The sequence below is a fragment of the [Enterobacter] lignolyticus SCF1 genome (genome assembly GCF_000164865.1).
Taxonomy (GTDB): domain Bacteria; phylum Pseudomonadota; class Gammaproteobacteria; order Enterobacterales; family Enterobacteriaceae; genus Enterobacter_B; species Enterobacter_B lignolyticus.
In genome coordinates, this window is the sequence record NC_014618.1 from 390,422 (window position 1) to 411,540 (window position 21,119).

20 protein-coding genes are annotated in these 21,119 nt (G+C 58.4%); 10 read left to right on the top strand and 10 right to left on the bottom strand.

Annotated features, from left to right (window positions below; translation table 11 throughout):
• Positions 1–8: 8 nt before the first annotated feature.
• Genes ENTCL_RS01785 through ENTCL_RS01795 form a run of 3 tightly spaced genes read left to right on the top strand, consistent with a single transcriptional unit; the run spans position 9 to position 2,786 of the window.
• Positions 9–362, top strand: a complete 354-nt coding sequence (locus ENTCL_RS01785) for a DUF2620 domain-containing protein (RefSeq protein ID WP_013364412.1) — start codon at positions 9–11, stop codon at positions 360–362.
• A gap of 12 nt (positions 363–374) precedes the next feature.
• Entirely contained in the window at positions 375–1,679 is a 1,305-nt protein-coding gene (locus ENTCL_RS01790) for a YhfT family protein (protein WP_013364413.1), read from the top strand.
• 15 nt (positions 1,680–1,694) lie between these two features.
• Positions 1,695–2,786 (top strand): aminotransferase class V-fold PLP-dependent enzyme, encoded by a 1,092-nt coding sequence (locus ENTCL_RS01795; protein WP_013364414.1) that lies wholly within the window; start codon positions 1,695–1,697, stop codon positions 2,784–2,786.
• Here the strand turns inward: ENTCL_RS01795 and cysG are convergent.
• The 3 genes from cysG to nirB are packed head-to-tail and all read right to left on the bottom strand — an operon-like array spanning position 2,783 to position 7,078.
• Positions 2,783–4,156 (bottom strand): siroheme synthase CysG, encoded by a 1,374-nt coding sequence (gene cysG, locus ENTCL_RS01800; RefSeq protein WP_013364415.1) that lies wholly within the window; start codon positions 4,154–4,156, stop codon positions 2,783–2,785. The two genes, ENTCL_RS01795 and cysG, sit on opposite strands and share 4 nt — an antisense overlap.
• A gap of 55 nt (positions 4,157–4,211) precedes the next feature.
• Entirely contained in the window at positions 4,212–4,538 is a 327-nt protein-coding gene (gene nirD, locus ENTCL_RS01805) for a nitrite reductase small subunit NirD (protein ID WP_013364416.1), read from the bottom strand.
• A complete protein-coding gene (nirB, locus tag ENTCL_RS01810) occupies positions 4,535–7,078 on the bottom strand; it encodes a nitrite reductase large subunit NirB (protein ID WP_013364417.1) in 2,544 nt (847 codons plus the stop codon). Before nirB ends, nirD begins: the two co-directional genes overlap by 4 nt.
• Before the next feature lie 238 nt (positions 7,079–7,316).
• Here nirB and ENTCL_RS01815 point away from each other — a divergent pair, with 238 nt between their 5' ends.
• Positions 7,317–8,633 (top strand): cytosine deaminase, encoded by a 1,317-nt coding sequence (locus ENTCL_RS01815; protein ID WP_044611869.1) that lies wholly within the window; start codon positions 7,317–7,319, stop codon positions 8,631–8,633.
• A gap of 9 nt (positions 8,634–8,642) precedes the next feature.
• Here ENTCL_RS01815 and tsgA read toward each other — a convergent pair whose 3' ends face one another.
• Complete coding sequence (gene tsgA / locus ENTCL_RS01820; protein WP_013364419.1) at positions 8,643–9,830, bottom strand: MFS transporter TsgA; 1,188 nt, start codon at positions 9,828–9,830, stop codon at positions 8,643–8,645.
• A 277-nt stretch (positions 9,831–10,107) separates the two neighbouring features.
• Here tsgA and ppiA point away from each other — a divergent pair, with 277 nt between their 5' ends.
• The 5 genes from ppiA to argD all read left to right on the top strand — a co-directional run bounded on the left by ppiA (position 10,108) and on the right by argD (position 13,444).
• Positions 10,108–10,680 (top strand): peptidylprolyl isomerase A, encoded by a 573-nt coding sequence (gene ppiA / locus ENTCL_RS01825; protein ID WP_013364420.1) that lies wholly within the window; start codon positions 10,108–10,110, stop codon positions 10,678–10,680.
• Between the two features lie 105 nt (positions 10,681–10,785).
• Positions 10,786–10,953 (top strand): YhfG family protein, encoded by a 168-nt coding sequence (locus ENTCL_RS22525; protein WP_013364421.1) that lies wholly within the window; start codon positions 10,786–10,788, stop codon positions 10,951–10,953.
• Positions 10,943–11,545, top strand: coding sequence for a putative adenosine monophosphate-protein transferase Fic (locus tag ENTCL_RS01830; RefSeq protein ID WP_013364422.1), 603 nt, complete (start codon positions 10,943–10,945; stop codon positions 11,543–11,545). The genes ENTCL_RS22525 and ENTCL_RS01830 overlap by 11 nt, the downstream gene beginning before the upstream one ends.
• A 31-nt stretch (positions 11,546–11,576) precedes the next feature.
• Positions 11,577–12,140: an aminodeoxychorismate synthase component 2 gene (pabA, locus tag ENTCL_RS01835; protein WP_013364423.1), complete on the top strand. Its 564-nt coding sequence runs from the start codon at positions 11,577–11,579 to the stop codon at positions 12,138–12,140.
• An 80-nt stretch (positions 12,141–12,220) separates the two neighbouring features.
• Complete coding sequence (argD, locus tag ENTCL_RS01840; RefSeq protein WP_013364424.1) at positions 12,221–13,444, top strand: bifunctional acetylornithine/succinyldiaminopimelate transaminase; 1,224 nt, start codon at positions 12,221–12,223, stop codon at positions 13,442–13,444.
• Here the strand turns inward: argD and ENTCL_RS01845 are convergent.
• The gene (locus ENTCL_RS01845) at positions 13,431–15,512 is read right to left on the bottom strand and encodes a YccS/YhfK family putative transporter (protein WP_013364425.1); all 2,082 of its coding nucleotides are present in this window, start codon (positions 15,510–15,512) and stop codon (positions 13,431–13,433) included. The two genes, argD and ENTCL_RS01845, sit on opposite strands and share 14 nt — an antisense overlap.
• A 53-nt stretch (positions 15,513–15,565) precedes the next feature.
• Positions 15,566–16,198, bottom strand: a complete 633-nt coding sequence (crp, locus tag ENTCL_RS01850; RefSeq protein WP_000242758.1) for a cAMP-activated global transcriptional regulator CRP — start codon at positions 16,196–16,198, stop codon at positions 15,566–15,568.
• 306 nt (positions 16,199–16,504) lie between these two features.
• Here crp and ENTCL_RS01855 point away from each other — a divergent pair, with 306 nt between their 5' ends.
• A complete protein-coding gene (locus ENTCL_RS01855; RefSeq protein ID WP_013364426.1) occupies positions 16,505–16,909 on the top strand; it encodes an OsmC family protein in 405 nt (134 codons plus the stop codon).
• 67 nt (positions 16,910–16,976) lie between these two features.
• Here the strand turns inward: ENTCL_RS01855 and ENTCL_RS01860 are convergent, their stop codons facing one another.
• The 4 genes from ENTCL_RS01860 to ENTCL_RS01875 form a co-directional block, all read right to left on the bottom strand.
• The gene (locus ENTCL_RS01860) at positions 16,977–17,846 is read right to left on the bottom strand and encodes a phosphoribulokinase (RefSeq protein ID WP_013364427.1); all 870 of its coding nucleotides are present in this window, start codon (positions 17,844–17,846) and stop codon (positions 16,977–16,979) included.
• A gap of 39 nt (positions 17,847–17,885) precedes the next feature.
• Positions 17,886–18,104 (bottom strand): YheU family protein, encoded by a 219-nt coding sequence (locus ENTCL_RS01865; RefSeq protein WP_013364428.1) that lies wholly within the window; start codon positions 18,102–18,104, stop codon positions 17,886–17,888.
• On the bottom strand, positions 18,101–19,123 hold the full coding sequence (locus ENTCL_RS01870) for a hydrolase (protein ID WP_013364429.1): 1,023 nt from the start codon (positions 19,121–19,123) through the stop codon (positions 18,101–18,103). Before ENTCL_RS01870 ends, ENTCL_RS01865 begins: the two co-directional genes overlap by 4 nt.
• Before the next feature lie 77 nt (positions 19,124–19,200).
• Positions 19,201–21,105: an ABC transporter ATP-binding protein gene (locus ENTCL_RS01875; protein WP_013364430.1), complete on the bottom strand. Its 1,905-nt coding sequence runs from the start codon at positions 21,103–21,105 to the stop codon at positions 19,201–19,203.
• Positions 21,106–21,119 lie beyond the last annotated feature (14 nt).

The window sequence follows — 21,119 nt, forward strand, 5'->3', positions numbered from 1 at the left end:
ATAACAAGATGAAAAAAATTGGTGTTGCTGGCTTACAGCGTGAACAGATTAAGAAAACCATCGAAACCACGGCGCCTGGCTGCTTTGAGGTGTTTATTTACAACGATATGGAAGCGGCGATGAAGGTGAAATCCGGCCAACTGGATTACTACATCGGCGCTTGTAACACCGGTGCTGGCGCGGCCTTGTCGATTGCCATTGCAGTGATTGGTTTTAACAAAAGCTGCACCATTGCCAAACCGGGTATTAAGGCGAAAGACGAACATATCGCCAAAATGATCGCGGAAGGGAAAGTGGCGTTTGGCCTCTCTGTTGAGCATGTCGAACATGCGATACCTCTGCTTATCAACCACTTAAAATAAAAAGGCTCACGTATGGCGTTCTATATACAACTTATTGTGGTCGCCTGTCTGACCGGAATGACGTCGCTGCTGGCACACCGCTCCGCCGCCGTTTTTCACGACGGTATACGACCCATTTTGCCGCAGCTGATTGAGGGTTATATGAACCGTCGCGAGGCGGGGAGCATCGCCTTTGGCTTGAGTATTGGCTTTGTCGCGTCGGTTGGGATCTCGTTTACCCTGAAGACGGGGCTACTCAATGCGTGGCTGCTGTTTTTACCGACGGATATTCTGGGCGTGCTGGCCGCCAATAGTATTCTGGCGTTTGGCATGGGGGCGGTGTGGGGCATTCTGATCCTGACCTGCCTGCTGCCGGTGAACCACCTGCTTACCGCGTTGCCTGTCGATGTGCTGGGCTCGTTGGGCGAACTAAGCTCTCCGGTAGTGTCGGCATTTGCGCTGTTTCCGCTGGTGGCGATTTTCTACCAGTTCGGCTGGAAAAGCGGGCTGGTTGCTGCTGTCATCGTACTGATGACCCGCGTAGTGGTGGTGCGTTTCTTCCCACACCTGAGCCCGGAGTCCATTGAGATCTTTGTTGGCATGGTCGTGCTGCTGGGTATTGCCATTACCCGGGATTTACGCCACCGCGGCCAGGGTGAAGAGGATGCCAGCGGTATGTCGGTATTTGAGGAGCGAACCTCACGCATTATTAAAAACTTACCTTATATCGCGATTGTGGGAGCGCTGATTGCTGCTGTCGCCAGCATGAAAATTTTCGCGGGTAGCGAGGTCTCTATCTTTACGCTGGAAAAAGCCTATGCAGCGGGCGTTACGCCGGAGCAGTCCCAGTCACTGATTAACCAGGCGGCGCTGGCGGAATTTATGCGCGGTCTGGGGTTTGTGCCGATGATTGCGACTACCGCGCTGGCGACAGGCGTGTACGCGGTGGCGGGGTTTACTTTCGTTTATGCGGTGGGATATCTGGTGCCAAACCCGCTGCTGGCGGCCGTGCTGGGTGCGCTGGTGATTTCTGCCGAGGTGCTGCTGCTGCGCTCTATCGGCAAATGGCTGGGGCGCTATCCGTCGGTACGCAACGCCTCGGACAACATTCGTAACGCCATGAATATGCTGATGGAACTGGCGCTGCTGGTGGGTTCCATCTTCGCGGCGATTAAAATGGCAGGCTATACCGGTTTCTCTATCGCGGCGGCGCTGTATTTCTTCAACGAAGCGCTGGGACGTCCGGTACAAAAAATGGCGGCTCCGGTGGTGGCGGTGTTGATCACCGGCATTGTACTGAACCTGCTGTACTGGCTTGGTTTATTTATTCCGGCATAAGGTTTAGATAACGCGATGAAAACGTATCCGTTACAGAGCATGACGCTGGTGGAAGCGCAGCATAAGCAGTTCGCGCTGGTGGACGCGATTTGCCGACATTTCCCTGGCGCTGATTTTCTTGGCGGCGGCGACCTGGGGCTGGTGCCCGGTCTGAACCAGCCCCGTACAACGCAGCGGGTGGAGGCTGTGTTGGCAGAGGTCTTTCATGCCGGGGCGGCGGTTCTGGTGCAGGGCGCCGGGACCGGCGCGATTCGGGCCGGACTGGCGGCGCTGACAGGCCCAGGGACGCGATTATTGATTCATGATGCGCCCGTTTATCCGACGACGGCGGTCATCATCGAGCAAATGGGGCTGACGCTGACGCCCGTCGATTTTAATGACCCGGCCTCACTTGCCAGCGCCATTGAGGAGCAGCGACCAAATGCCGCGCTGGTGCAGCATACCCGTCAGCGTCCGGAGGACAAGTATCGGCTGGATGCGGTGCTGGGACTGCTCCATACGGCCGGTATTCCCACGCTGACCGACGATAACTATGCGGTGATGAAGACGCCGTCTATCGGCTGTGAATATGGCGCCACGCTGTCTACCTTTTCCAGTTTTAAGCTGTTCGGCCCCGAGGGCGTTGGCGTAGTCGTGGGTGATACGGAGGCCATTGCCCGCATCCGCGCCACGATGTACTCCGGAGGTAGTCAGATTCAGGGGGCGCAGGCGCTGGAGGTACTGCGCGGGCTGGCGTTTGCGCCGGTAATGCACGCGGTGCAGGCGGGCGTTACCGAGCGCCTGCAGATCATGCTGAACAACGGCGCTGTTCCTGAGGTGAAGCAGGCGGTGGTGGCTAATGCGCAGTCAAAGGTACTGCTGGTGGAGTTTCATCGGCCAATCGCTATGCAGGTGCTGGAGCACGCGCAGCGCCTGGGGGCGCTGCCGTATCCGGTGGGGGCGGAGTCAAAATATGAGATCCCGCCATTGTTCTATCGGCTGTCCGGAACCTTTCGCGAAGCGAATCCCGGGATAGAACGCTACGCAATCCGCATTAACCCTAATCGCAGCGGAGAAGAGACCGTACTGCGGATTTTACAGCAGAGCTGCGCAGCCTCTGGCGGTTAATGGTGTGAAAACCAGTTCAGCTTCTCGCGCAGGGCTACGACGCGCCCGACGATGATAAGCGAGGGGCTGACGACCTGGCCTGCCAGTTCGTTCAGGTCGGCCAGCGTCCCGTCGACCACGCGCTGCTGGACGGCGGTGCCGTTTTCAACCAGCGCGACGGGCATTTCTTTCGGCATACCGTGCTCGATCAGCTTCTGCTGGATAGTGGCGGCCTGGTTAAGCCCCATGTAAAACACCAGCGTCTGTTTCTCTGCCGTCAGATTTTGCCAGTCCAGCTCTGCGCCGGTTTTCAGGTGTCCGGTAACCAGGCGCACGCTCTGGGTATAATCGCGATGGGTCAGCGGAATGCCGGCGTACGCTGAGCAGCCTGAGGCGGCGGTAATGCCCGGCACCACGGAGAACGGAATGCCCGCGCTGCACAACGTTTCCAGCTCTTCGCCGCCGCGGCCGAAAATAAACGGGTCGCCGCCCTTCAGGCGCACCACGCGTTTTCCCTTTTGCGCTTCGCGCAGCAGGATCTGGTTGATCTCTTCCTGGGGAACGCAGTGGTAGCCCGCGCGCTTGCCGACGAATATGCGGTCGGCATCGCGGCGAACCAGATTCATGATCTCATCGGAGACCAGGCGGTCATAGACGACGATATCCGCCTGTTGGATCTGCTGCAGGCCCTTGAGGGTTAACAGTCCGGCATCGCCGGGACCGGCGCCGACCAGCACCACTTCACCGCGATGCTCCAGCGGCTCGCGAAGCAGCGTTTCGGTCGTGTCCTCAATCGCTTTAAGGTCCTGATTCGCCAGCGACTGCGCCAGCCTGTCGTTAACAAACAGCTTTTCCCAGAAGCGGCGGCGCTCGCCGACGGTGGCAAACTGCCGCTTTACGCGGGCGCGCAGCGCTCCTGCGTAATGCGCCACCTGCCCGAGGTGCTGAGGGAGCAGAGATTCCAGCTTTTCCCGCAGCAGGCGCGCCAGCACCGGCGATGTGCCGCCTGACGAGACGGCGACCATCAGCGGCGAGCGATCGATAATCGACGGCATAATGAAGCTTGCCTGCTTCGGCGCGTCCACAACGTTGCAGAAAATACGGCGAGATTCGGCGGCCGCGCTGACGCGCGCGTTGACGGTGTCGCTGTCGGTGGCGGCGATCGCCAGCCAGCTGGCGTCCAGCAGCGCTGCATTAAACTCACCTTCGACCAGCGTCAGCATGTCGGCGTCGGCCCAGACGCGAAACTGAGGGACGAAATCGAGGGCGTTAACCGTCAGCTTCGCGCCGGCATCCAGCAGCAGACGCGCTTTCCGTTCGGCAACATCGCCGCCGCCAACCAGCAGGCAGTCGCGGCCGCGCAGCTGGCAAAAGATGGGTAAATGATCCATAGGAATCTCGCACAAGGAGTAAAGACCCGGCGACAGGGGCCGCCGGGCTACGCTATCAGGCTTTCAATTGTACCTGACCGTCCTTCACGCGCGCGTCGAAATGTGCAACGGAGCGGCTTTCATCTTCCATGCACAGGCCGTCACGCAGACGGAAACGCTGTTTTTTCAACGGGCTGGCGACCCACAGCTCACCATTGTGTTCTGCGATAAGGCCGCGGGAGAGCACGCTTGCGTCGAAGAACGGGTCTATGTTGCTGATGGCGAAGACCTGTTCATCATGATGTGGACGGAAAATCGCGACCTGCGCATTGCCCAGCAGCGCGCACACGCCGGTCGCTGGCAGAATATCGTCGATGTTGCAGATGTTTACCCACTGGCTCATGCGTTTTCCTCCACCAGCGTGACCGGAATACGCTCGTACGGCGTGGCCGGACGGTGCTGCTCGCGTTCAGGGACAATCTGAACGTTCGGATCGCGCTGGGTGCTGTTGATAAAGTGTTTGAAACGGCCCTGAGCGGCAGGGTTGTTGACGGTTTCGGTCCACTCGCAGGCGAAAGCCTCGCGCAGGCGCGCCAGCTCTTCTTCGAGGTGGGCGTTCAGGCCGAGCTTATCGTCGATGATGACGCTCTTAAGGTAATCAATACCGCCTTCCATGTTGTCCAGCCACGGCGCGGTACGGGTCAGCTTATCGGCGGTGCGGATATAGAACATCATAAAGCGGTCGAGGTATTTGATCAGCGTCTCGCGATCGAGGTCCGCCGCCAGCAGGTCGGCGTGGCGCGGCTTCATGCCGCCGTTGCCGCAGACGTACAGGTTCCAGCCCTTTTCGGTGGCGATAATCCCGACGTCTTTGCCCTGGGCTTCCGCACATTCGCGGGTACAGCCGGACACGCCGAACTTCATTTTGTGCGGGGTGCGAATCCCTTTGTAGCGGTTTTCCAGCTCGACGCCGAAGCCGACGCTGTCGCCCACGCCGTAACGGCACCAGGTGCTGCCGACGCAGGTTTTCGCCATGCGCAGCGCTTTAGCGTAGGCGTGACCGGTTTCGAAGCCCGCCTCAATCAGCTGGCGCCAGATTTCCGGCAGATCGTCTTTTTGCGCGCCGAACAGGCCGATGCGCTGGGAGCCGGTAATTTTGGTATACAGGTTAAATTCGCGCGCGATACGACCGACGGCCAGCAGCCCTTCAGGGGTAATCTCGCCGCCCGCAGAGCGAGGGATAACCGAGTAGGTGCCGTCTTTCTGGATATTGGCCAGGAAGTTATCGTTGGTGTCCTGCAGCGGCGTGTGCTGAGGCTTGAGCACATACTCGTTCCAGCAGGATGCCAGCAGCGAACCGACGACAGGTTTACACACTTCGCAGCCGTAGCCTTTACCGTATTTCGCCAGCAGCTCGTCGAAGGATTTGATCCCTTCCACGCGAATCAGGTGATACAGCTCCTGGCGCGAGAAGGCAAAGTGTTCGCAGAGGTTGTTGTTGACTTCGATGCCCTGTCTGGCGAGCTCGGCGTTCAGCACCTGCGTGACCAGCGGGATACAGCCGCCGCAGCCGGTACCGGCTTTGGTTGCGGCCTTCAGCGCGGCTACGGTATGGCAGCCTTTGTTGATGGCGGCGACAAGCGCGCCTTTGGTGACGTCGAAGCAGGAGCAAATCTGCGCGCTGTCCGGCAGTTTATCAACGCCGATAGCCGGTTTGCCGTGGCTGGCGTGCGCCGGGAGAATCAGCGAGTCCGGGTTTTCCGGCAGTTCGATGGCGTTCAGCACCAGCTGCAGCAGGTTGCCGTAGTCGCTGGTATCGCCGACCAGCACCGCCCCGAGCAGCGTTTTGTTGTCCTGGCTTACGATGAGGCGCTTGTAAACTTCTTTGCTTTCGTCGAGGTAAACGTAGCTGCGGGCGCCCGGCGTACGGCCATGGGCATCGCCGATGCCGCCAACGTCGACGCCCAGCAGTTTGAGCTTGGCGCTCAGGTCGGCGCCCTCAAAGGTATTTTCCGTCCCAAGGATATGGTCAACGGCGACCTGCGCCATCTTGTAACCGGGCGCGACCAGGCCGTAAACACGACGGTTCCAGCTCGCGCATTCGCCGATGGCGTAAATATCCGGATCGGAGGTCTGGCAGGTATCGTTAATCATGATCCCGCCGCGTTCGGCGACCGTCAGACCACACTGGGTGGCCAGCTTATCGCGCGGGCGAATGCCGGTGGAGAATACGATGAAGTCGATTTCAAGGTGGCTGCCGTCGGCAAAGCGCATGGTTTTACGCGCGTTGCTGCCTTCCTGAACGATCTCTTTGGTGTTCTTGTTGGTGTGAACCTTCACGCCCATGCTTTCAATTTTGCGCTTCAGCTGCTCGCCGCCCATCCGATCGAGCTGTTCCGCCATCAGCATGGGGGCGAATTCGATCACATGGGTTTCCACGCCGAGGTTTTTCAGCGCGCCGGCCGCTTCGAGGCCCAGCAGGCCGCCGCCGACGACGGCGCCGCGCTTGCTGCGGCGAGCGCAGGATTCGATGGCGTTGAGGTCTTCAATGGTGCGATAAACAAAGCAATCCTGCGTCTCCGCGCCCTTGATCGGCGGGATCCACGGGTAAGAGCCGGTCGCCATGATCAGCTTGTCGTAAAACACGGAACGGCCCGCGCTGGAGTGGATCACTTTTTCCTGACGGTTGATAGTGATCGCCCGTTCGCCGACCAGTACCTTGATGCCGTGCTTCTCGTAGAAGCCCTCGCGTACCAGCGACAGCTCTTCCGCCGTGTGGTGAGAGAAGTAGGAGGAGAGGTGGACGCGGTCGTAGGCGATACGCGGCTCTTCACAGAAAACGGTAATATCGAACTGGTCCGCCGGTGCTTTATCGAGAAGATCCTCAATAAAGCGGTGGCCGACCATGCCGTTACCGATAATAGCGAGTCTGACTTTGCTCATTTTTGCCTCGATTTCTTTTCTATTACCGCCTACCTTAACGATTCAGCTTGCGCGCTTATTGATGCAAATCAAATACGGCTTTACCTACCACTTAATGGGTATGCGATTGATTTGTCAGGAAATTTATAAGTGACGGAATTCGCTGGCTTTTCACGCCTGTCGGATTTATGTACAAAAAGCAGGGGTTTTGACGTAAAAAATAGGCAGAGCGTTCAACATGCAGTACGGGGAGATGAGGATGAGCACGACACCGTTGTGGCTGATTGAGAATGTGCGTTTGGCTGGGCGTGACGGACTATGGCAGCTGGGCATTGAGGGCGGCCGCTTTCGGTCGATTACTCCGATGGGGGAAAGCCGGCATGAGAGTTTAGAGGTACTTAACGCGCGCGGCGGTCTGGCCGTCGCGCCGTTTATTGAGCCGCATATTCACCTGGATACGACCCAGACCGCCGGGGAGCCGCGCTGGAACGAATCCGGCACGCTGTTTGAAGGTATCGAATGCTGGGCGGAGCGCAAGGCGCTGCTGAGCCACGAGGACGTGAAGGCCCGGGCCTGGAAGACGCTGAAGTGGCAAATCGCCAACGGTATTCAGTTCGTCCGCACGCATGTGGATGTTTCCGACCCGACGCTCACGGCGCTGAAGGCGATGCTGGAAGTAAAGCAGGAGGTGGCGCCCTGGGTGACGTTACAGATAGTCGCTTTCCCGCAGGAGGGGATTCTCTCTTACCCCGGCGGCGCTGGGCTGCTGGAAAAGGCGTTACAGCTGGGGGCGGACGTGGTCGGCGCAATCCCTCACTTCGAGTTTACCCGCGAGTATGGCGTGGAGTCGTTGCATATCGCCTTTGCGCTGGCGAAGAAGTATGACCGCCCGCTGGACATCCACTGCGATGAAATCGATGACGAACAGTCGCGGTTTGTGGAGACGGTTGCGGCTCTGGCGCTGAAGGAGGGAATCGGCGCGCGGGTGACGGCGAGCCACACCACGGCGATGCACTCCTACAACGGTGCCTATACGTCGCGGCTGTTTCGCCTGCTGAAGATGTCCGGTATCAACTTTGTGGCGAACCCGCTGGTGAATATCCATCTGCAGGGGCGGTTCGACGATTATCCGAAACGCCGCGGCATTACCCGGGTAAAGGAGCTGCTCGACGCGGGAATCAACGTCTGCTTCGGCCATGACGATGTCTTTGACCCATGGTACCCGCTGGGTACCGGCAACATGCTGCAGGTGCTGCACATGGGGCTGCACGTTTGCCAGATGATGGGATACCCGCAAATCAACGACAGCCTGAAGCTGATTACCGACAACAGCGCGCGCGCCTTTGGCCTGACGGAGTACGGTATCGCCGAGGGGAATCCGGCGAATCTGGTGATTTTGCCTGCGGAAAACGGCTTTGAGGCGGTGCGCTGCCAGGTGCCGGTGCGCTGGTCGATTCGCCAGGGGCGGGTGATTGCCAGCACCCAGCTGGCGCAAACCTGGATCCAGATGGATAACGGCGGCGAAGAGATGTTTTTTACCCGAAACAGCCCCTTCACCGACAGCAAAGGGGCGTAAGCAAGGCGCTTAGTGGGCGGACGTCGCCGCGTTGTGCTGGCGGTGACGGGTAACAAAACCGAGCGCGAAACACATGATAAACACCACAGCATACAGGCCGTTTGCGGTCATCAGCGCGGCCTGCGGGCCGCTATGCGCCACGATAGGGCCGGTGACCACGAAGGTCAGCATGGTGCCGATGGTGCCGCAGGTGAGCACAAAGTTAACCAGCTTCGGCGAAGCGACTTTCGTCTGCAGAGAGCCGAGCGTGATGATGGAGGTGTAGATAGCGCTGGAGAAAAAGCCCAGCGTCAGGATAAACCACGGCATATTTTCCGGGCTGGCGTGGATGAACAGATACATCAGCACCGCCGCCATACCTGCCAGAACGGTCAGGATGCGCTGCAGATCGAAGAAGCGCAGGATAAAGCTGAACGCCCACATGCCGAACATATACGACATCCAGAAATCGCTGACCAGCTTACCGGCGTCGTTCAGGCTCATGCCGAGGCCTTTCGCATATTCCGGCACCCAGGAGATAAAGCCCAGCTGGCCGAGGATGTAACAGAGCGCGGCAATAGACAGGAACAGCACGCCGACGCCCCATTTCTCTTTCGCTACCGGCTGGTCGGCTTCCGGCTTCGCCTGTTTGCCCAGCACCGGGAACTCACAGCCCAGGGTCAGCACAAAAATCGCGACGTAGACCAGGCCGATGCAGGCGTACACCCAGTACCACTCAATGGTGCGGGCCAGCAGCCAGGCGGCTACCATTGGGAAAATCATCCCGGCCATGCTGAAGAAGGAGTCGGTAAACAGCAGGCGCGCGCCGCGCTGACGGCCTTCATACATGTGGGTAATCAGGAAGGTGCCAATCGACATGGTGATCCCGCTGACCAGGCCCAGAACAAACATCGACAGCGAGAACAGCGTCAGGCTCTGGCCGAACATCAGCCCCAGCACCGCCAGTACCATCAGCAGGAAGCCAAAGCGCAGCTGCGTTTTCAGCGGCACGATCTCCATCAGCCAGGCGTTAAGGAAAATAGAGATCAGGATCCCGGCGTTGAGGAAGGTAAACGTGTTGCTCATACTGGAAACGGGTAAATGGAAATAATCGGCAATATTTCCCATTACCATCCCGGTAACAATCACTAACGCACCGGTGAGGGCGTAGGAGAAAAAGCTGATCCATGTGAGCTTAATACGATTGCTGTTAGTCATGACTGGCCTGTGAATAGAAACGTAAAGCGCATTGACAATGCGTTGGGTGGGCGGATTTTATTCATTATAGTGACGGCGGCAAAGGTTTATTCTGTAATTCATGAAAAAATACATTCGTGAAAGTGATGTTTGTCACATCTAGCTATTTGTCGTGGGGCGGCACTGACGTTACAACTATTTCTAATGCGTAAAATTAAGTAAAAGGCTGGCCTGCCAGCCGATCGCCTTTTAGAATCAAGCCACTTGCTTTTTCTACTGCTCCCGTTAAGGAATTTACATGCTCAAATCTACGCTCGCTGCCGTGGCGGCTGTTTTTGCAATCTCGGCGATTTCTCCCGCTGCGCTGGCCGCGAAAGGCGACCCGCACGTGCTGCTGACGACCTCTGCGGGCAATATTGAGCTGGAGTTGAACAGCCAGAAAGCGCCAGTATCAGTAGAAAACTTCCTGAAGTATGTGAACAGCGGTTTCTATAACAACACCACATTCCACCGCGTGATCCCGGGCTTTATGGTTCAGGGCGGTGGTTTTACCGAGCAAATGCAGCAAAAGCAGCCTAATCCGCCAATCAAAAATGAAGCGGATAACGGGTTACGTAATACCCGCGGCACCATCGCGATGGCGCGTACTGCCGATAAAGACAGCGCGACCAGCCAGTTCTTCATCAACGTTGCCGACAACGCTTTCCTCGATCACGGCCAGCGTGATTTTGGCTATGCGGTGTTTGGTAAGGTGGTAAAAGGGATGGACGTGGCGGATAAAATTTCCCAGGTTCCGACTCACGACGTCGGCCCGTACCAGAATGTGCCGTCCAAGCCGGTGGTTATCCTGTCTGCAAAACTCCTGCCGTAATCGCCTCCTGCGCGGGTAAGCCGCCCGCGCAATTTCCACCTTCCTGCGCAACCTGAAATTGCTGCTTATACTTGTGGCAAAAGGGGAAGCGTCAGGGAGGTTCAGATGAAAAAACTCACCGACAAGCAGAAGTCCCGGCTCTGGGAACACACCCGTAATGCCAATTTTCAGGCCAGCCGTCGCCTTGAAGGGGTCGAAATCGCCAGGGTCATACTCACCGACGAGCAGGCGCGGGAACGTCTTGAGGCGCTCAGGAGGCACTATGAGCGATAAATACGGCGACGATCGCGATCCTTACCTGTATCCCGGTCTTAACGTGATGCGCAACCGGCTGGGGATCCACCAGACGCGCAAACTTGAGCAGGCTGCCTGGGAATTTACGGCGCTGCGTGCCGCGACGCTGACGTTAGGCCCGCAGGTGCGAGGGCTTCCCTGGCTCTGCGCCATCCATCACGCGCTGTACCAGGATATTTTCGACTGGGCGGGGAAATACCGCGAAGTCGATATCTACCAGGGCGATACCCGCTTCTGCCACTTTGCCTGGATAGAGAAAGAGGGCAATGCGCTGATGCGCGCGCTGGAAGAGGAGGCATACCTTTCCGGCCTCGATAAAACGGCGTTTGTGGCGCGGCTGGCGCATTACTACTGCGAGATTAACGTTCTGCACCCGTTTCGCATTGGCAGCGGGCTGGCGCAGAGGGTGTTTTTCGAGCAGCTCGCCATTCACGCAGGCTACCTGCTCGACTGGCAGGGAATAACGCCCGAGGCGTGGAGCCAGGCAAATCAAAGCGGAGCGATGGGCGACCCGGCGCCCTTAACGGAATTGTTCACTAAAGTGGTGAGCGAAGCGCAGGATTCTGAGTAGAATAGCGCGGTTTGCTGTCACCGGAGCCGTCATGATCCTGCTTATCGATAACTATGATTCGTTTACCTGGAACCTCTACCAGTATTTCTGTGAACTGGGCGCGGAGGTGCTGGTGCGGCGTAACGATGAGGTGACGCTTGCGGAGATTGCCCGCCTTCAGCCGACGAAAATCGTCATTTCGCCGGGGCCCTGCACGCCGGATGAGTCCGGCGTTTCCCTTGAGGTGATTCGCCATTACGCCGGTAAAACGCCCGTTCTTGGCGTCTGTCTCGGCCATCAGGCGATAGCGCAGGCGTTCGGCGCCGCCATCGTGCGGGCGGCAAAGGTGATGCACGGAAAAACCTCCCCGGTCAGCCATTGCGGCGAGGGCGTTTTCCTCGGGCTGAATAATCCGCTGACGGTGACGCGCTACCATTCTCTGGTGATAGACCCGGCCACCCTGCCAGCGTGTTTTGAGGTGACGGCCTGGAGCGAGAGCGGCGAGATTATGGGGATCCGCCACCGCGAGTGGGATCTCGAAGGCGTACAGTTTCACCCGGAGAGCATCCTGAGCGAACAGGGGCACGCCCTGCTGGCGAACTTTCTGAATCGTTGAATTCTGGTTGCCATGTAATGATTTTTTATGCATATTTTGTGATTATATTTTCATAATCACAGCAGCATAAGAGGACCGACATGGCGACCGTTCAACCCGCAATTACCCGCGCGACTTTTGATGAAGTGATCCTCCCTATCTATGCCCCGGCGGAATTTATTCCGGTGAAAGGGCAGGGAAGCCGTGTGTGGGATCAGCAGGGCAAGGAGTATATTGATTTCGCGGGCGGCATTGCCGTAACGGCGCTGGGGCACTGCCATCCGGCGCTGGTGGAGGCGCTCAAGCGCCAGGGCGAAACCCTGTGGCACACCAGCAACGTGTTTACTAACGAACCGGCGCTGCGTCTGGGGCGTAAGCTGATTGATGCGACCTTTGCCGAGCGCGTGGTGTTTATGAACTCCGGGACCGAGGCCAATGAAACCGCCTTTAAGCTGGCGCGCTACTATGCCTCAACCCGCCACAGCCCGTATAAAAGCAAAATTATCGCCTTCCATAACGCCTTCCACGGGCGCTCGCTGTTTACCGTCTCCGTTGGCGGACAGCCGAAATACTCCGATGGCTTCGGTCCCAAACCGGCCGATATTATCCATGTGCCGTTTAACGATCTGCACGCCGTTGCCGCGGTGATGGATGACCATACCTGCGCGGTGGTGGTGGAGCCGATTCAGGGCGAAGGCGGCGTGACGGCGGCGACGCCCGCGTTTTTGCAGGGTCTGCGCGAGCTGTGCGATAAGCATCAGGCGCTGCTGGTGTTTGATGAGGTGCAGTCCGGCATGGGGCGTACCGGGTCGCTGTTTGCCTATATGCACTACGGTGTGACCCCGGATATTCTCACCACCGCGAAAGCGCTGGGCGGCGGTTTTCCGGTCAGTGCGATGCTGACCACACAGGATATCGCCAGCGCCTTTCATGTGGGGTCGCACGGCTCAACCTATGGCGGCAACCCGCTGGCCAGTGCGGTCGCCGGGGCGGCATTTGACATTATCAATACGCCTGAAGTGCTGAACGGCGTGAGCGCCAAACGTGAGCAGTTCGTCGGTCATTTGCAGCAGATAGACGCGCAGTTTGATGTCTTCAGCGAGATCCGCGGGATGGGGCTGCTGATCGGCGCCGAGCTAAAACCGCAGTACAAAGGGCGCGCGCGCGAGTTTTTACACGCGGGCGCGCAGGCGGGAGTGATGGTGCTTAACGCCGGGCCGGACGTAATGCGCTTTGCGCCGTCGCTGGTGGTGGAAAGCGCGGACATCGATGAAGGGATGGCGCGCTTTGCCCGTGCGGTCGGCGCGGTGGTTAGCGCTCGCTAAGCCGGGTGCGCAGCCAGATCCCATGACGCGGGCGCTGGCGCCAGGCCACCGACGAAATGGTGTGCATGGTGCTGAGGTGGCCAAGCACGCGCTGCAGGTGCTGCTCCATGGTGCTTAACGGACCATGGGACAGCATTTCAGGCGACTCCATGATGTTGGCATCGTTACTGCCGCCGGGCTCGTCATACTCAAGGCGCTGCTGGCAGCGCTGCAGAGCGATTTCGCACGACTGCAGGTAGCGCTCGGCCAGATCCGGCGTCAGCATATTATGCTCGCGCGCCAGCGTGGTCATGGCGTTGATATGTTCGACGATAAACTGGCTGTGGGTCACCCACAGCTTCATATCCGCCAGATAGTGCGAATTGAAGCCGGGCTCCTGCATGGCCTGGTTGAGCGAGTTAAACAGCGCGTTGTGAGCCTGATTGACCCGCATACGCTGGTAGGCGAGCGTCGGCGCCTGCGGGTCATCGCTCAGGATCAGACGCATCGCGTCCTGGTCGGCCTCCAGCGCGTCGTGGGCGTTTTTGCGCAGCAGGCCGCTCTGCCACTGCGGCCAGAGCCAGACCATCCCGCCAAGCGCTATCAGACAGCCTATTACCGTATCGATAAAGCGGGCGACGATAAACTGCTCGCCGTTGAGGGTCAGCAGCTGCAGCGTGTACACCGCCGTGACGGTAAAACCGACCATCGCCCAACCGTAGTTTTTCCGAATCGTCAGGTAGCTGATGAGCGTAATGAGCAGCATCGCCGCCAGAGTGTAGCCTTCCGGCACGTGGAAATGCAGAGCCCCGGCGGCGATAACCAGTCCGACCAGCGTTCCCGCCGCCCGGTGAAAGATTCTGACCCGGGTCGCGCTATAGCCGTTTTGCGTCACAAACAGCACCGTCATCATTATCCAGTACGGCTTCGGCAGATGCAGCGCCACCCCCATCAGGCTGGCGACGCTCAGCATCACGCTGATGCGCGCGGCGTTGCGAAAGGCCGGTGATTTAAGCGACAGATAGCTTCTGAGCGCAGGGATCAGCGGCAGGCGACGCTCTTTATCCGCCATAAGATTGCGCGGGTACAGCGGCCGCTGGAGGCGCAAAACGCGCGCGATCCGGCTGAAGTGCCAGGCGCAGAACTGCCCGACCGGGTTATCCGGATGCTGGCGGGCGATTTTTTCCAGCGCGCCTATTTGTTTGTCCATTGAAAAGCGCTGCGGGAAGCGGTGGTAGAGGATATCGTCAGCCATTACCCGCAGGCGCGCGGCGACCGTCTGCGCGTTCCAGCGGATCACCGCTTCGGCGTGGCTGCGTTCGACCAGCTTCTGCACCTCTTCCGGCAGGTGCAGGCTGACGGAGATATGCTCCTGCAGATCCATCGCCATCTGAAAAGCGCGCAGCAGGCGCTTATATTCGCTGTTCTTATTGGCCGCGAGCATGTGCAGCTGCTGGTAGCACTGGGTGATCAGGTCAACCGCCTTTTGCTGGCGGTTCAGCAGCGGCGGCAGCGCGGTCGACGGGTCGGTATGCTGGGTCAGCAGGCTGTATTTGGCTTCGCAGTAGTCGGCAAGCTGGCGGTAGAGCAGGCTGAGGGATTCTCTTAGCGGCTGCTCGCGCCACAGGGTGAACCAGAACCAGTTAAATACGCCGTACCAGAGGGTGCCGCAGGCGTAGATCAACAGCGGCTCCCACACCGGCATATTGCCCGCAAGGCTGAGCGTAAAGATGGCGGCGATGAGCGAGGCCGGGAGCAGGCGCGCGTGCAGGCTGCTGAGCTCGGCGGTGACGCCGAGCGTCATGGCAAGCCCGGTGAGGATCAGCGGCAAAGGAACGTCCTGCGCCAGCAGCAGCTGTACCGCCAGGCTGCAGCCGGCAAACAGCGAGCCGCCGATAATCAGGCGCTTGAAAAAGCGCTTATGGGGCGTGTCGAGGCCGGCGACGTTGCAGCAGGCGGGGACCAGGGAAAACAGCAGACCGTAGTTCAGGTAGCCCAGGAACAGGCCGACGGCAACCGGCAGGCAGAGCACCAGCGTCTGCCGCAATGCGTAGTTAACTTCGGGGTGATAAATCAGTCGGCGCCACATGAGTATAAAGACAAAAACGGCGTGTTGCGGGGGCAATACGCCGTGTGGTGGACTTAGCGGGTACCGTAAACCACGATGGTTTTACCGTGGGCGGAGATCAGGTTCTGATCTTCGAGCATTTTCAGGATACGGCCTACCGTTTCGCGAGAACAGCCCACGATTTGACCAATTTCCTGACGGGTGATTTTGATCTGCATACCGTCCGGGTGCGTCATGGCGTCCGGCTGTTTCGCCAGGTTCAGCAGGGTTTGCGCGATACGACCCGTAACGTCCAGGAAGGCGAGGTTGCCGACTTTTTCAGAGGTCACCTGCAGGCGACGAGCCATCTGAGAAGAGAGGCGCATCAGAATATCCGGGTTAACCTGGATCAGCTGACGGAATTTTTTGTATGAAATTTCAGCCACTTCACATGCAGTTTTAGCACGTACCCAGGCACTACGCTCTTGACCTTCTTCAAACAGGCCTAATTCACCGATGAAATCGCCCTGGTTCAGGTAAGAGAGGATCATCTCTTTCCCTTCTTCATCCTTGATGAGTACTGCAACGGAGCCTTTCACGATGTAATACAGCGTTTCTGCTTTTTCACCCTGGTGAATCAGCGTGCTCTTCGATGGGTACTTATGAATGTGGCAATGAGACAAGAACCATTCAAGAGTCGGGTCTGTTTGCGGTTTGCCAAGCACCATGCGCGGTTATCCTCTGTTATAAGCTTTCTCCAGCGGCAGCAATGAGATTGCCACTGGCTTTGCAATCGTATCCTTCCCTGTACCTGGGAAGTCGGCTGTCGGATTTTGATGCAGCCTGTAATTGAGATGTCCTCTGCATACATGCAGTACTTCAATGTATTACTGTAGCATCCCGACTGTTTTAGCATAGCTTTCGCCGCATGTCTCCTGGTGTCTCGCTTCAGCATGACGCAGGTCGCCTTCCGTTGCGAGAAATGTTATGTACGCGTAATCTGTCAGAAAAAATGCAACCAGGAGTTAACGAATATGCAAGCGCGAGTGAAGTGGGTCGAAGGTTTAACCTTTCTGGGTGAGTCAGCTTCCGGCCACCAGATCCTGATGGATGGCAACTCCGGTGATAAAGCGCCAAGCCCGATGGAAGTCGTGCTGATGGCGGCAGGCGGCTGTAGCGCTATTGACGTGGTGTCGATTCTGCAAAAAGGGCGCAACGACGTGACCGACTGCGAAGTGAAGCTGACTTCCGAGCGCCGCGAAGAGGCGCCGCGCCTGTTTACCCACATCAACCTGCACTTCATCGTGACAGGCAAAGCGCTTAAGGATGCGGCCGTATCGCGCGCGGTGGATCTTTCGGCGGAAAAATACTGCTCGGTGGCGTTAATGCTGGAGAAAGCGGTGAATATCACGCATTCATACGAAGTGATTGAGGCGTAATGGAGGGGGCATCGTGCGCGTTGATGCCCTCATCCTGACCCTCTCCTGACCGGGAGAGGGACTATGATCAGGCGATCCGCTTCCCTTCCATCAGCCGCTGCACCAGCGGCGTCATGATAAGCTCCATTGCCAGCCCCATCTTGCCGCCCGGCACCACCAGCGTATTCATATGTGAAATGAATGAGCCCTGCAGCATGGCCAGCAGCCATGGGAAGTCAATGTCTTCCAGATTGCGGAAATGAATCACCACGAAGCTCTCATCCAGCGAGGGGATGCCTTTGGCGGCGAACGGGTTCGAGGTATCGACCGTCGGCACGCGCTGGAAGTTGATATGGGTGCGCGAAAACTGCGGCGTGATAAAGTTGATGTAGTCTTCCATTGAGCGCACTACCGAATCCATCACCGCTTCGCGGGAGTGGCCGCGCTCGCTGGTATCGCGAATGAGCTTTTGGATCCACTCCAGGTTGACGATGGGCACCACGCCGACCAGCAGGTCCACATGGCGCGCCACATCGTGCTGCGGCGTCACGACGCCGCCGTGCAGCCCTTCGTAGAACAGCACGTCGGTAGGCTCCGGCAGCGGTTGCCAGGGGGTAAAGGTTCCCGGCACCTGGTCCCAGGGTACCGCTTCATCGTAGGTGTGCAGGTATTTGCGCGACTGGCCGCTCCCCGTTTGCCCGTAGGTGGTAAAGGTCTGCTCCAGCAGGCCAAAATCATTAGCATCCGGACCGAAGTAGCTGATATGACGGCCTAAATCGCGCGCCTTACGGATGGCCATGTCCATCTCCGGACGGGTGTAGCGGTGAAAGCTGTCGCCTTCCACTTCCGCCGCGCGGAGGTTCAGTTGGGCAAAGATTTTACGAAAGGCGAGGCTGGTTGTGGTGGTTCCTGCGCCGCTGGAGCCGGTTACGGCGATCACCGGATGTTTGGCTGACATGTCGAACAACTCCCTGAATAAGCAATTGTTTTAGTATAGTCAGCCGCGAAACTGGGTGCGGGGCATAATATTGACCGTCTCGTGCAGTTCTGACCACACCAGTACGGCTTCCCCGCGTTGTAGCTGTTGTTTGACGTCGGCGACCTTGTCTTCAAGCGTTCGTTCATGTTCACCATAATCGGTGCCTTCACGCAAGACAAAGCTTTCAATCAGATTATCCAGCGTCTGCGGATCGAGTTCCTGCCAGGGAATGATCATGGCGCGGCTCCTAACCAGCGCGTCAGCCAGTCCGGAATGCGTTGTTCCAGCCACATCTGCGGGCGCCGCGGGGTGCCGCCGACAAAGCCTACGTGACCGCCATGCTCCGTCAGCTGATACTGAATATTCGCTGGCAATTCTTCCTGAGCGGGAATGGAGTGATGATCCATAAACGGATCGTCCTTCGCGTGGATAATCAGCGTCGGATGGGTTATCTGGCTCAGCACCGGCATTGCGCTGCACTGGCGATAGTAGTCTATCGCATCGGCAAAGCCGTGGATTTTCGCGGTGATCAGATCGTCGAAGTCGCGGATGCGGCGCACGCTCTTGAGCTGTTTAAGATCGACGGGCAGCGTGCCGGGATACGCTTTGAGCTTGCGCGAGGCGTTCGCTTTGAGCAGATTCAGCAGATAGCGCTGGTAGACCCGCGAGAAGCCTTTATCCATGTGGTAGCTGCAGGCCTCGAGCATAAACGGCGCGGAGACGATAACCGCGGCATCCAATGGCGCGCTGGCGCCCTCTTTGGCCAGCAGGCAGGCGAGCATATTGCCCCCCAGCGAGTAGCCGACGGCCGCGGTCGGCACCGTACCGAATTCACGGCGCAGCCAGTGTAAAAACCAGGTGCCGTCTTCTGTTTCGCCGGAGTGGTAAATTCGCTGATTGCGGTTAGGTTCGCCGCTGCAGCCGCGGAAATGCATCACCACGCCGAGCCAGCCGCGCTGTTTCGCGGCATGAATCAATCCGTGGGCGTAGGGGCTGTATAAGCTGCCTTCAAGGCCGTGGAACACCACCAGCCGCGGTTTGTGTCTCGCCTGCTGCGGGTCTTCACTCCAGGCGAGATCGACAAAGTCGCCGTCGGGAAGATCAAGCCGCTGCCAGTGCGGGGTGAATTTTAACCGACGGCGGATCAGCCGCGGGATCATCGTTTGCAGGTGGCGGTTACGCACACCCCGCATCGGGATGAAATCAGCGCTGTTTGCGGGCGGTAGTTCGAAATCTACTGGGGTAATTTGAGCCATAACGGTGCGATGTTATCAAGATTCTACGTTTTACTATACCGCCAGACAGATTTCGTGTTTATGAATTCGAGCCAGAATTAACTTTCCTGCATCATTTGCTCAAGCTGCTCCTGCGCGTCTAACCAGGCCATTTCACACTCTTCAAGCCCGGATTTCGCGCTGGCCTGCTGCTGTAAGCACTCTGCCAGTTCCGCTTTTCGCTCGACATCATACAGCCCGCTGTCTCCCAGCTTCTCTTCCGCTTTCGCCAGCTGCGCGTGCAGCTTTTCCATCTCTTTTTCCAGACGGGCAATCTCTTTACGCAGCGGCTGCGTCTGGGTACGGAGCTCCGCTTCCCGGCGCTTCTGGTCTTTACGCGCCTGGGCGCTGTTGGCGTTATCCTTTGGCGCGTCATCAGGCTGGCTTTCCTGCTTTTGCAGGTCGCTCAGCCACTGCTGGTAATCCTCCAGGTCGCCGTCAAACGGCTCAACCTTGCCGTCGTGGACCAGATAGAGATCGTCGGTGGTGGAGCGCAGCAGGTGACGGTCGTGCGAAACGACGACCAGCGCGCCTTCGAAATCGATCAGCGCTTCGGTCAGCGCCTGGCGCATATCCAGATCGAGGTGGTTGGTCGGTTCGTCGAGCAGCAGCAGGTTCGGACGCTGCCAGACGATAAGCGCCAGGACCAGACGCGCTTTTTCACCGCCGGAGAAACGCTCGGTGTTCTCCGTCACCTTATCGCCCTGAAAGCCGAAGCCGCCGAGGTAGTCGCGCAGCTTCTGCTCCAGCTCCTGCGGCGCCAGGCGCGCCAGATGCTGCAGCGGAGACTCATCGGCGCGCAGATACTCGAGCTGATGCTGGGCGAAATAGCCGAGCTTGATGCCCTTCGCCAGGCCAATCTCGCCGTGCATGGGCTGCAGCTCGCCGGCCAGCAGCTTGATAAGCGTGGATTTACCGGCGCCGTTACGCCCCAGCAGACCGATGCGCGAACCCGGCACCAGGTTGAGCTTAATGGAGTCCAGAATGGTGCGTTCGCCGTAGCCGGCGCTGACTTTCTCCATCTTCAACAGCGGGTTGGGCAGGCTCTCCGGCGCGCGGAAGCTGAAATGAAACGGGTTATCGACGTGCGCCGGGGCGATCATCTCCATGCGCTCCAGCATTTTGATGCGGCTCTGGGCCTGTTTGGCCTTTGAGGCTTTCGCCTTAAAGCGGTCGATAAAGCTCTGCAAATGCGCCACTTTTTGCTGCTGGCTTTCGTACATCGACTGCTGCTGGGCAAGGCGAGTCGCGCGCTGAATCTCAAACGATGAGTAGTTGCCGGTGTACTCGAACAGGGTCTGCTGTTCGATATGAATAATTTTGCCCACCACCGGATCGAGGAAGTCCCGGTCGTGGGAGATGAGGATCAGCGTGCCCTGATAGCTCTTCAGCCACTTCTCCAGCCAGATAACGGCGTCGAGATCGAGGTGGTTGGTCGGTTCGTCGAGCAGCAGCAGGTCGGAGCGGCAAATCAGCGCCTGCGCGAGGTTGAGGCGCATACGCCAGCCGCCGGAGAAGTCGCTGACCGGGCGCTCCAGCTGTTCGTTGCTAAAGCCCAGACCGTGCAGCAGGCTGGAGGCGCGCGAGCGGATAGTCCAGGCGTCGATGGCGTCGAGCTTGCCGTGAACGGTGGCAATGGCGTGGCCGTCGTTGCGCGCGTTGGCGGCATTCAGTTCGGCTTCCAGCTGGCGATATTCGCGATCGCCGTCAATGACGTACTCCAGCGCCGGTTGCGCCAGCGCCGGGGTTTCCTGGTTGACCCAGGCCAGCTGCCAGTTGCCGGGAAACGTAAAGCTACCGGCATCCGCGGCTATCTCGTTTTTCAGCAGCGACAGGAGCGTGGATTTCCCACAGCCGTTTTTGCCCACCAGGCCGACTTTTTGGCCCGGGTTAATGGTGGCAGTGGCGTTATCCAGCAGGACGCGCACGCCGCGACGAATTTGTAACGAGGAGAAAACAATCATAAGGCGCCGTATGT

Excerpts from the sequence above, each read along its gene's own strand:
- ENTCL_RS01785 (WP_013364412.1), top strand. The coding sequence starts at position 9 with ATGAAAAAAATTGGTGTTGCTGGCTTACAGCGTGAACAGATTAAGAAA.
- ENTCL_RS01790 (WP_013364413.1), top strand. The coding sequence starts at position 375 with ATGGCGTTCTATATACAACTTATTGTGGTCGCCTGTCTGACCGGAATG.
- ENTCL_RS01795 (WP_013364414.1), top strand. The coding sequence starts at position 1,695 with ATGAAAACGTATCCGTTACAGAGCATGACGCTGGTGGAAGCGCAGCAT.
- cysG (WP_013364415.1), bottom strand. The coding sequence starts at position 4,156 with ATGGATCATTTACCCATCTTTTGCCAGCTGCGCGGCCGCGACTGCCTG.
- nirD (WP_013364416.1), bottom strand. The coding sequence starts at position 4,538 with ATGAGCCAGTGGGTAAACATCTGCAACATCGACGATATTCTGCCAGCG.
- nirB (WP_013364417.1), bottom strand. The coding sequence starts at position 7,078 with ATGAGCAAAGTCAGACTCGCTATTATCGGTAACGGCATGGTCGGCCAC.
- ENTCL_RS01815 (WP_044611869.1), top strand. The coding sequence starts at position 7,317 with ATGAGCACGACACCGTTGTGGCTGATTGAGAATGTGCGTTTGGCTGGG.
- tsgA (WP_013364419.1), bottom strand. The coding sequence starts at position 9,830 with ATGACTAACAGCAATCGTATTAAGCTCACATGGATCAGCTTTTTCTCC.
- ppiA (WP_013364420.1), top strand. The coding sequence starts at position 10,108 with ATGCTCAAATCTACGCTCGCTGCCGTGGCGGCTGTTTTTGCAATCTCG.
- ENTCL_RS22525 (WP_013364421.1), top strand. The coding sequence starts at position 10,786 with ATGAAAAAACTCACCGACAAGCAGAAGTCCCGGCTCTGGGAACACACC.
- ENTCL_RS01830 (WP_013364422.1), top strand. The coding sequence starts at position 10,943 with ATGAGCGATAAATACGGCGACGATCGCGATCCTTACCTGTATCCCGGT.
- pabA (WP_013364423.1), top strand. The coding sequence starts at position 11,577 with ATGATCCTGCTTATCGATAACTATGATTCGTTTACCTGGAACCTCTAC.
- argD (WP_013364424.1), top strand. The coding sequence starts at position 12,221 with ATGGCGACCGTTCAACCCGCAATTACCCGCGCGACTTTTGATGAAGTG.
- ENTCL_RS01845 (WP_013364425.1), bottom strand. The coding sequence starts at position 15,512 with ATGTGGCGCCGACTGATTTATCACCCCGAAGTTAACTACGCATTGCGG.
- crp (WP_000242758.1), bottom strand. The coding sequence starts at position 16,198 with ATGGTGCTTGGCAAACCGCAAACAGACCCGACTCTTGAATGGTTCTTG.
- ENTCL_RS01855 (WP_013364426.1), top strand. The coding sequence starts at position 16,505 with ATGCAAGCGCGAGTGAAGTGGGTCGAAGGTTTAACCTTTCTGGGTGAG.
- ENTCL_RS01860 (WP_013364427.1), bottom strand. The coding sequence starts at position 17,846 with ATGTCAGCCAAACATCCGGTGATCGCCGTAACCGGCTCCAGCGGCGCA.
- ENTCL_RS01865 (WP_013364428.1), bottom strand. The coding sequence starts at position 18,104 with ATGATCATTCCCTGGCAGGAACTCGATCCGCAGACGCTGGATAATCTG.
- ENTCL_RS01870 (WP_013364429.1), bottom strand. The coding sequence starts at position 19,123 with ATGGCTCAAATTACCCCAGTAGATTTCGAACTACCGCCCGCAAACAGC.
- ENTCL_RS01875 (WP_013364430.1), bottom strand. The coding sequence starts at position 21,105 with ATGATTGTTTTCTCCTCGTTACAAATTCGTCGCGGCGTGCGCGTCCTG.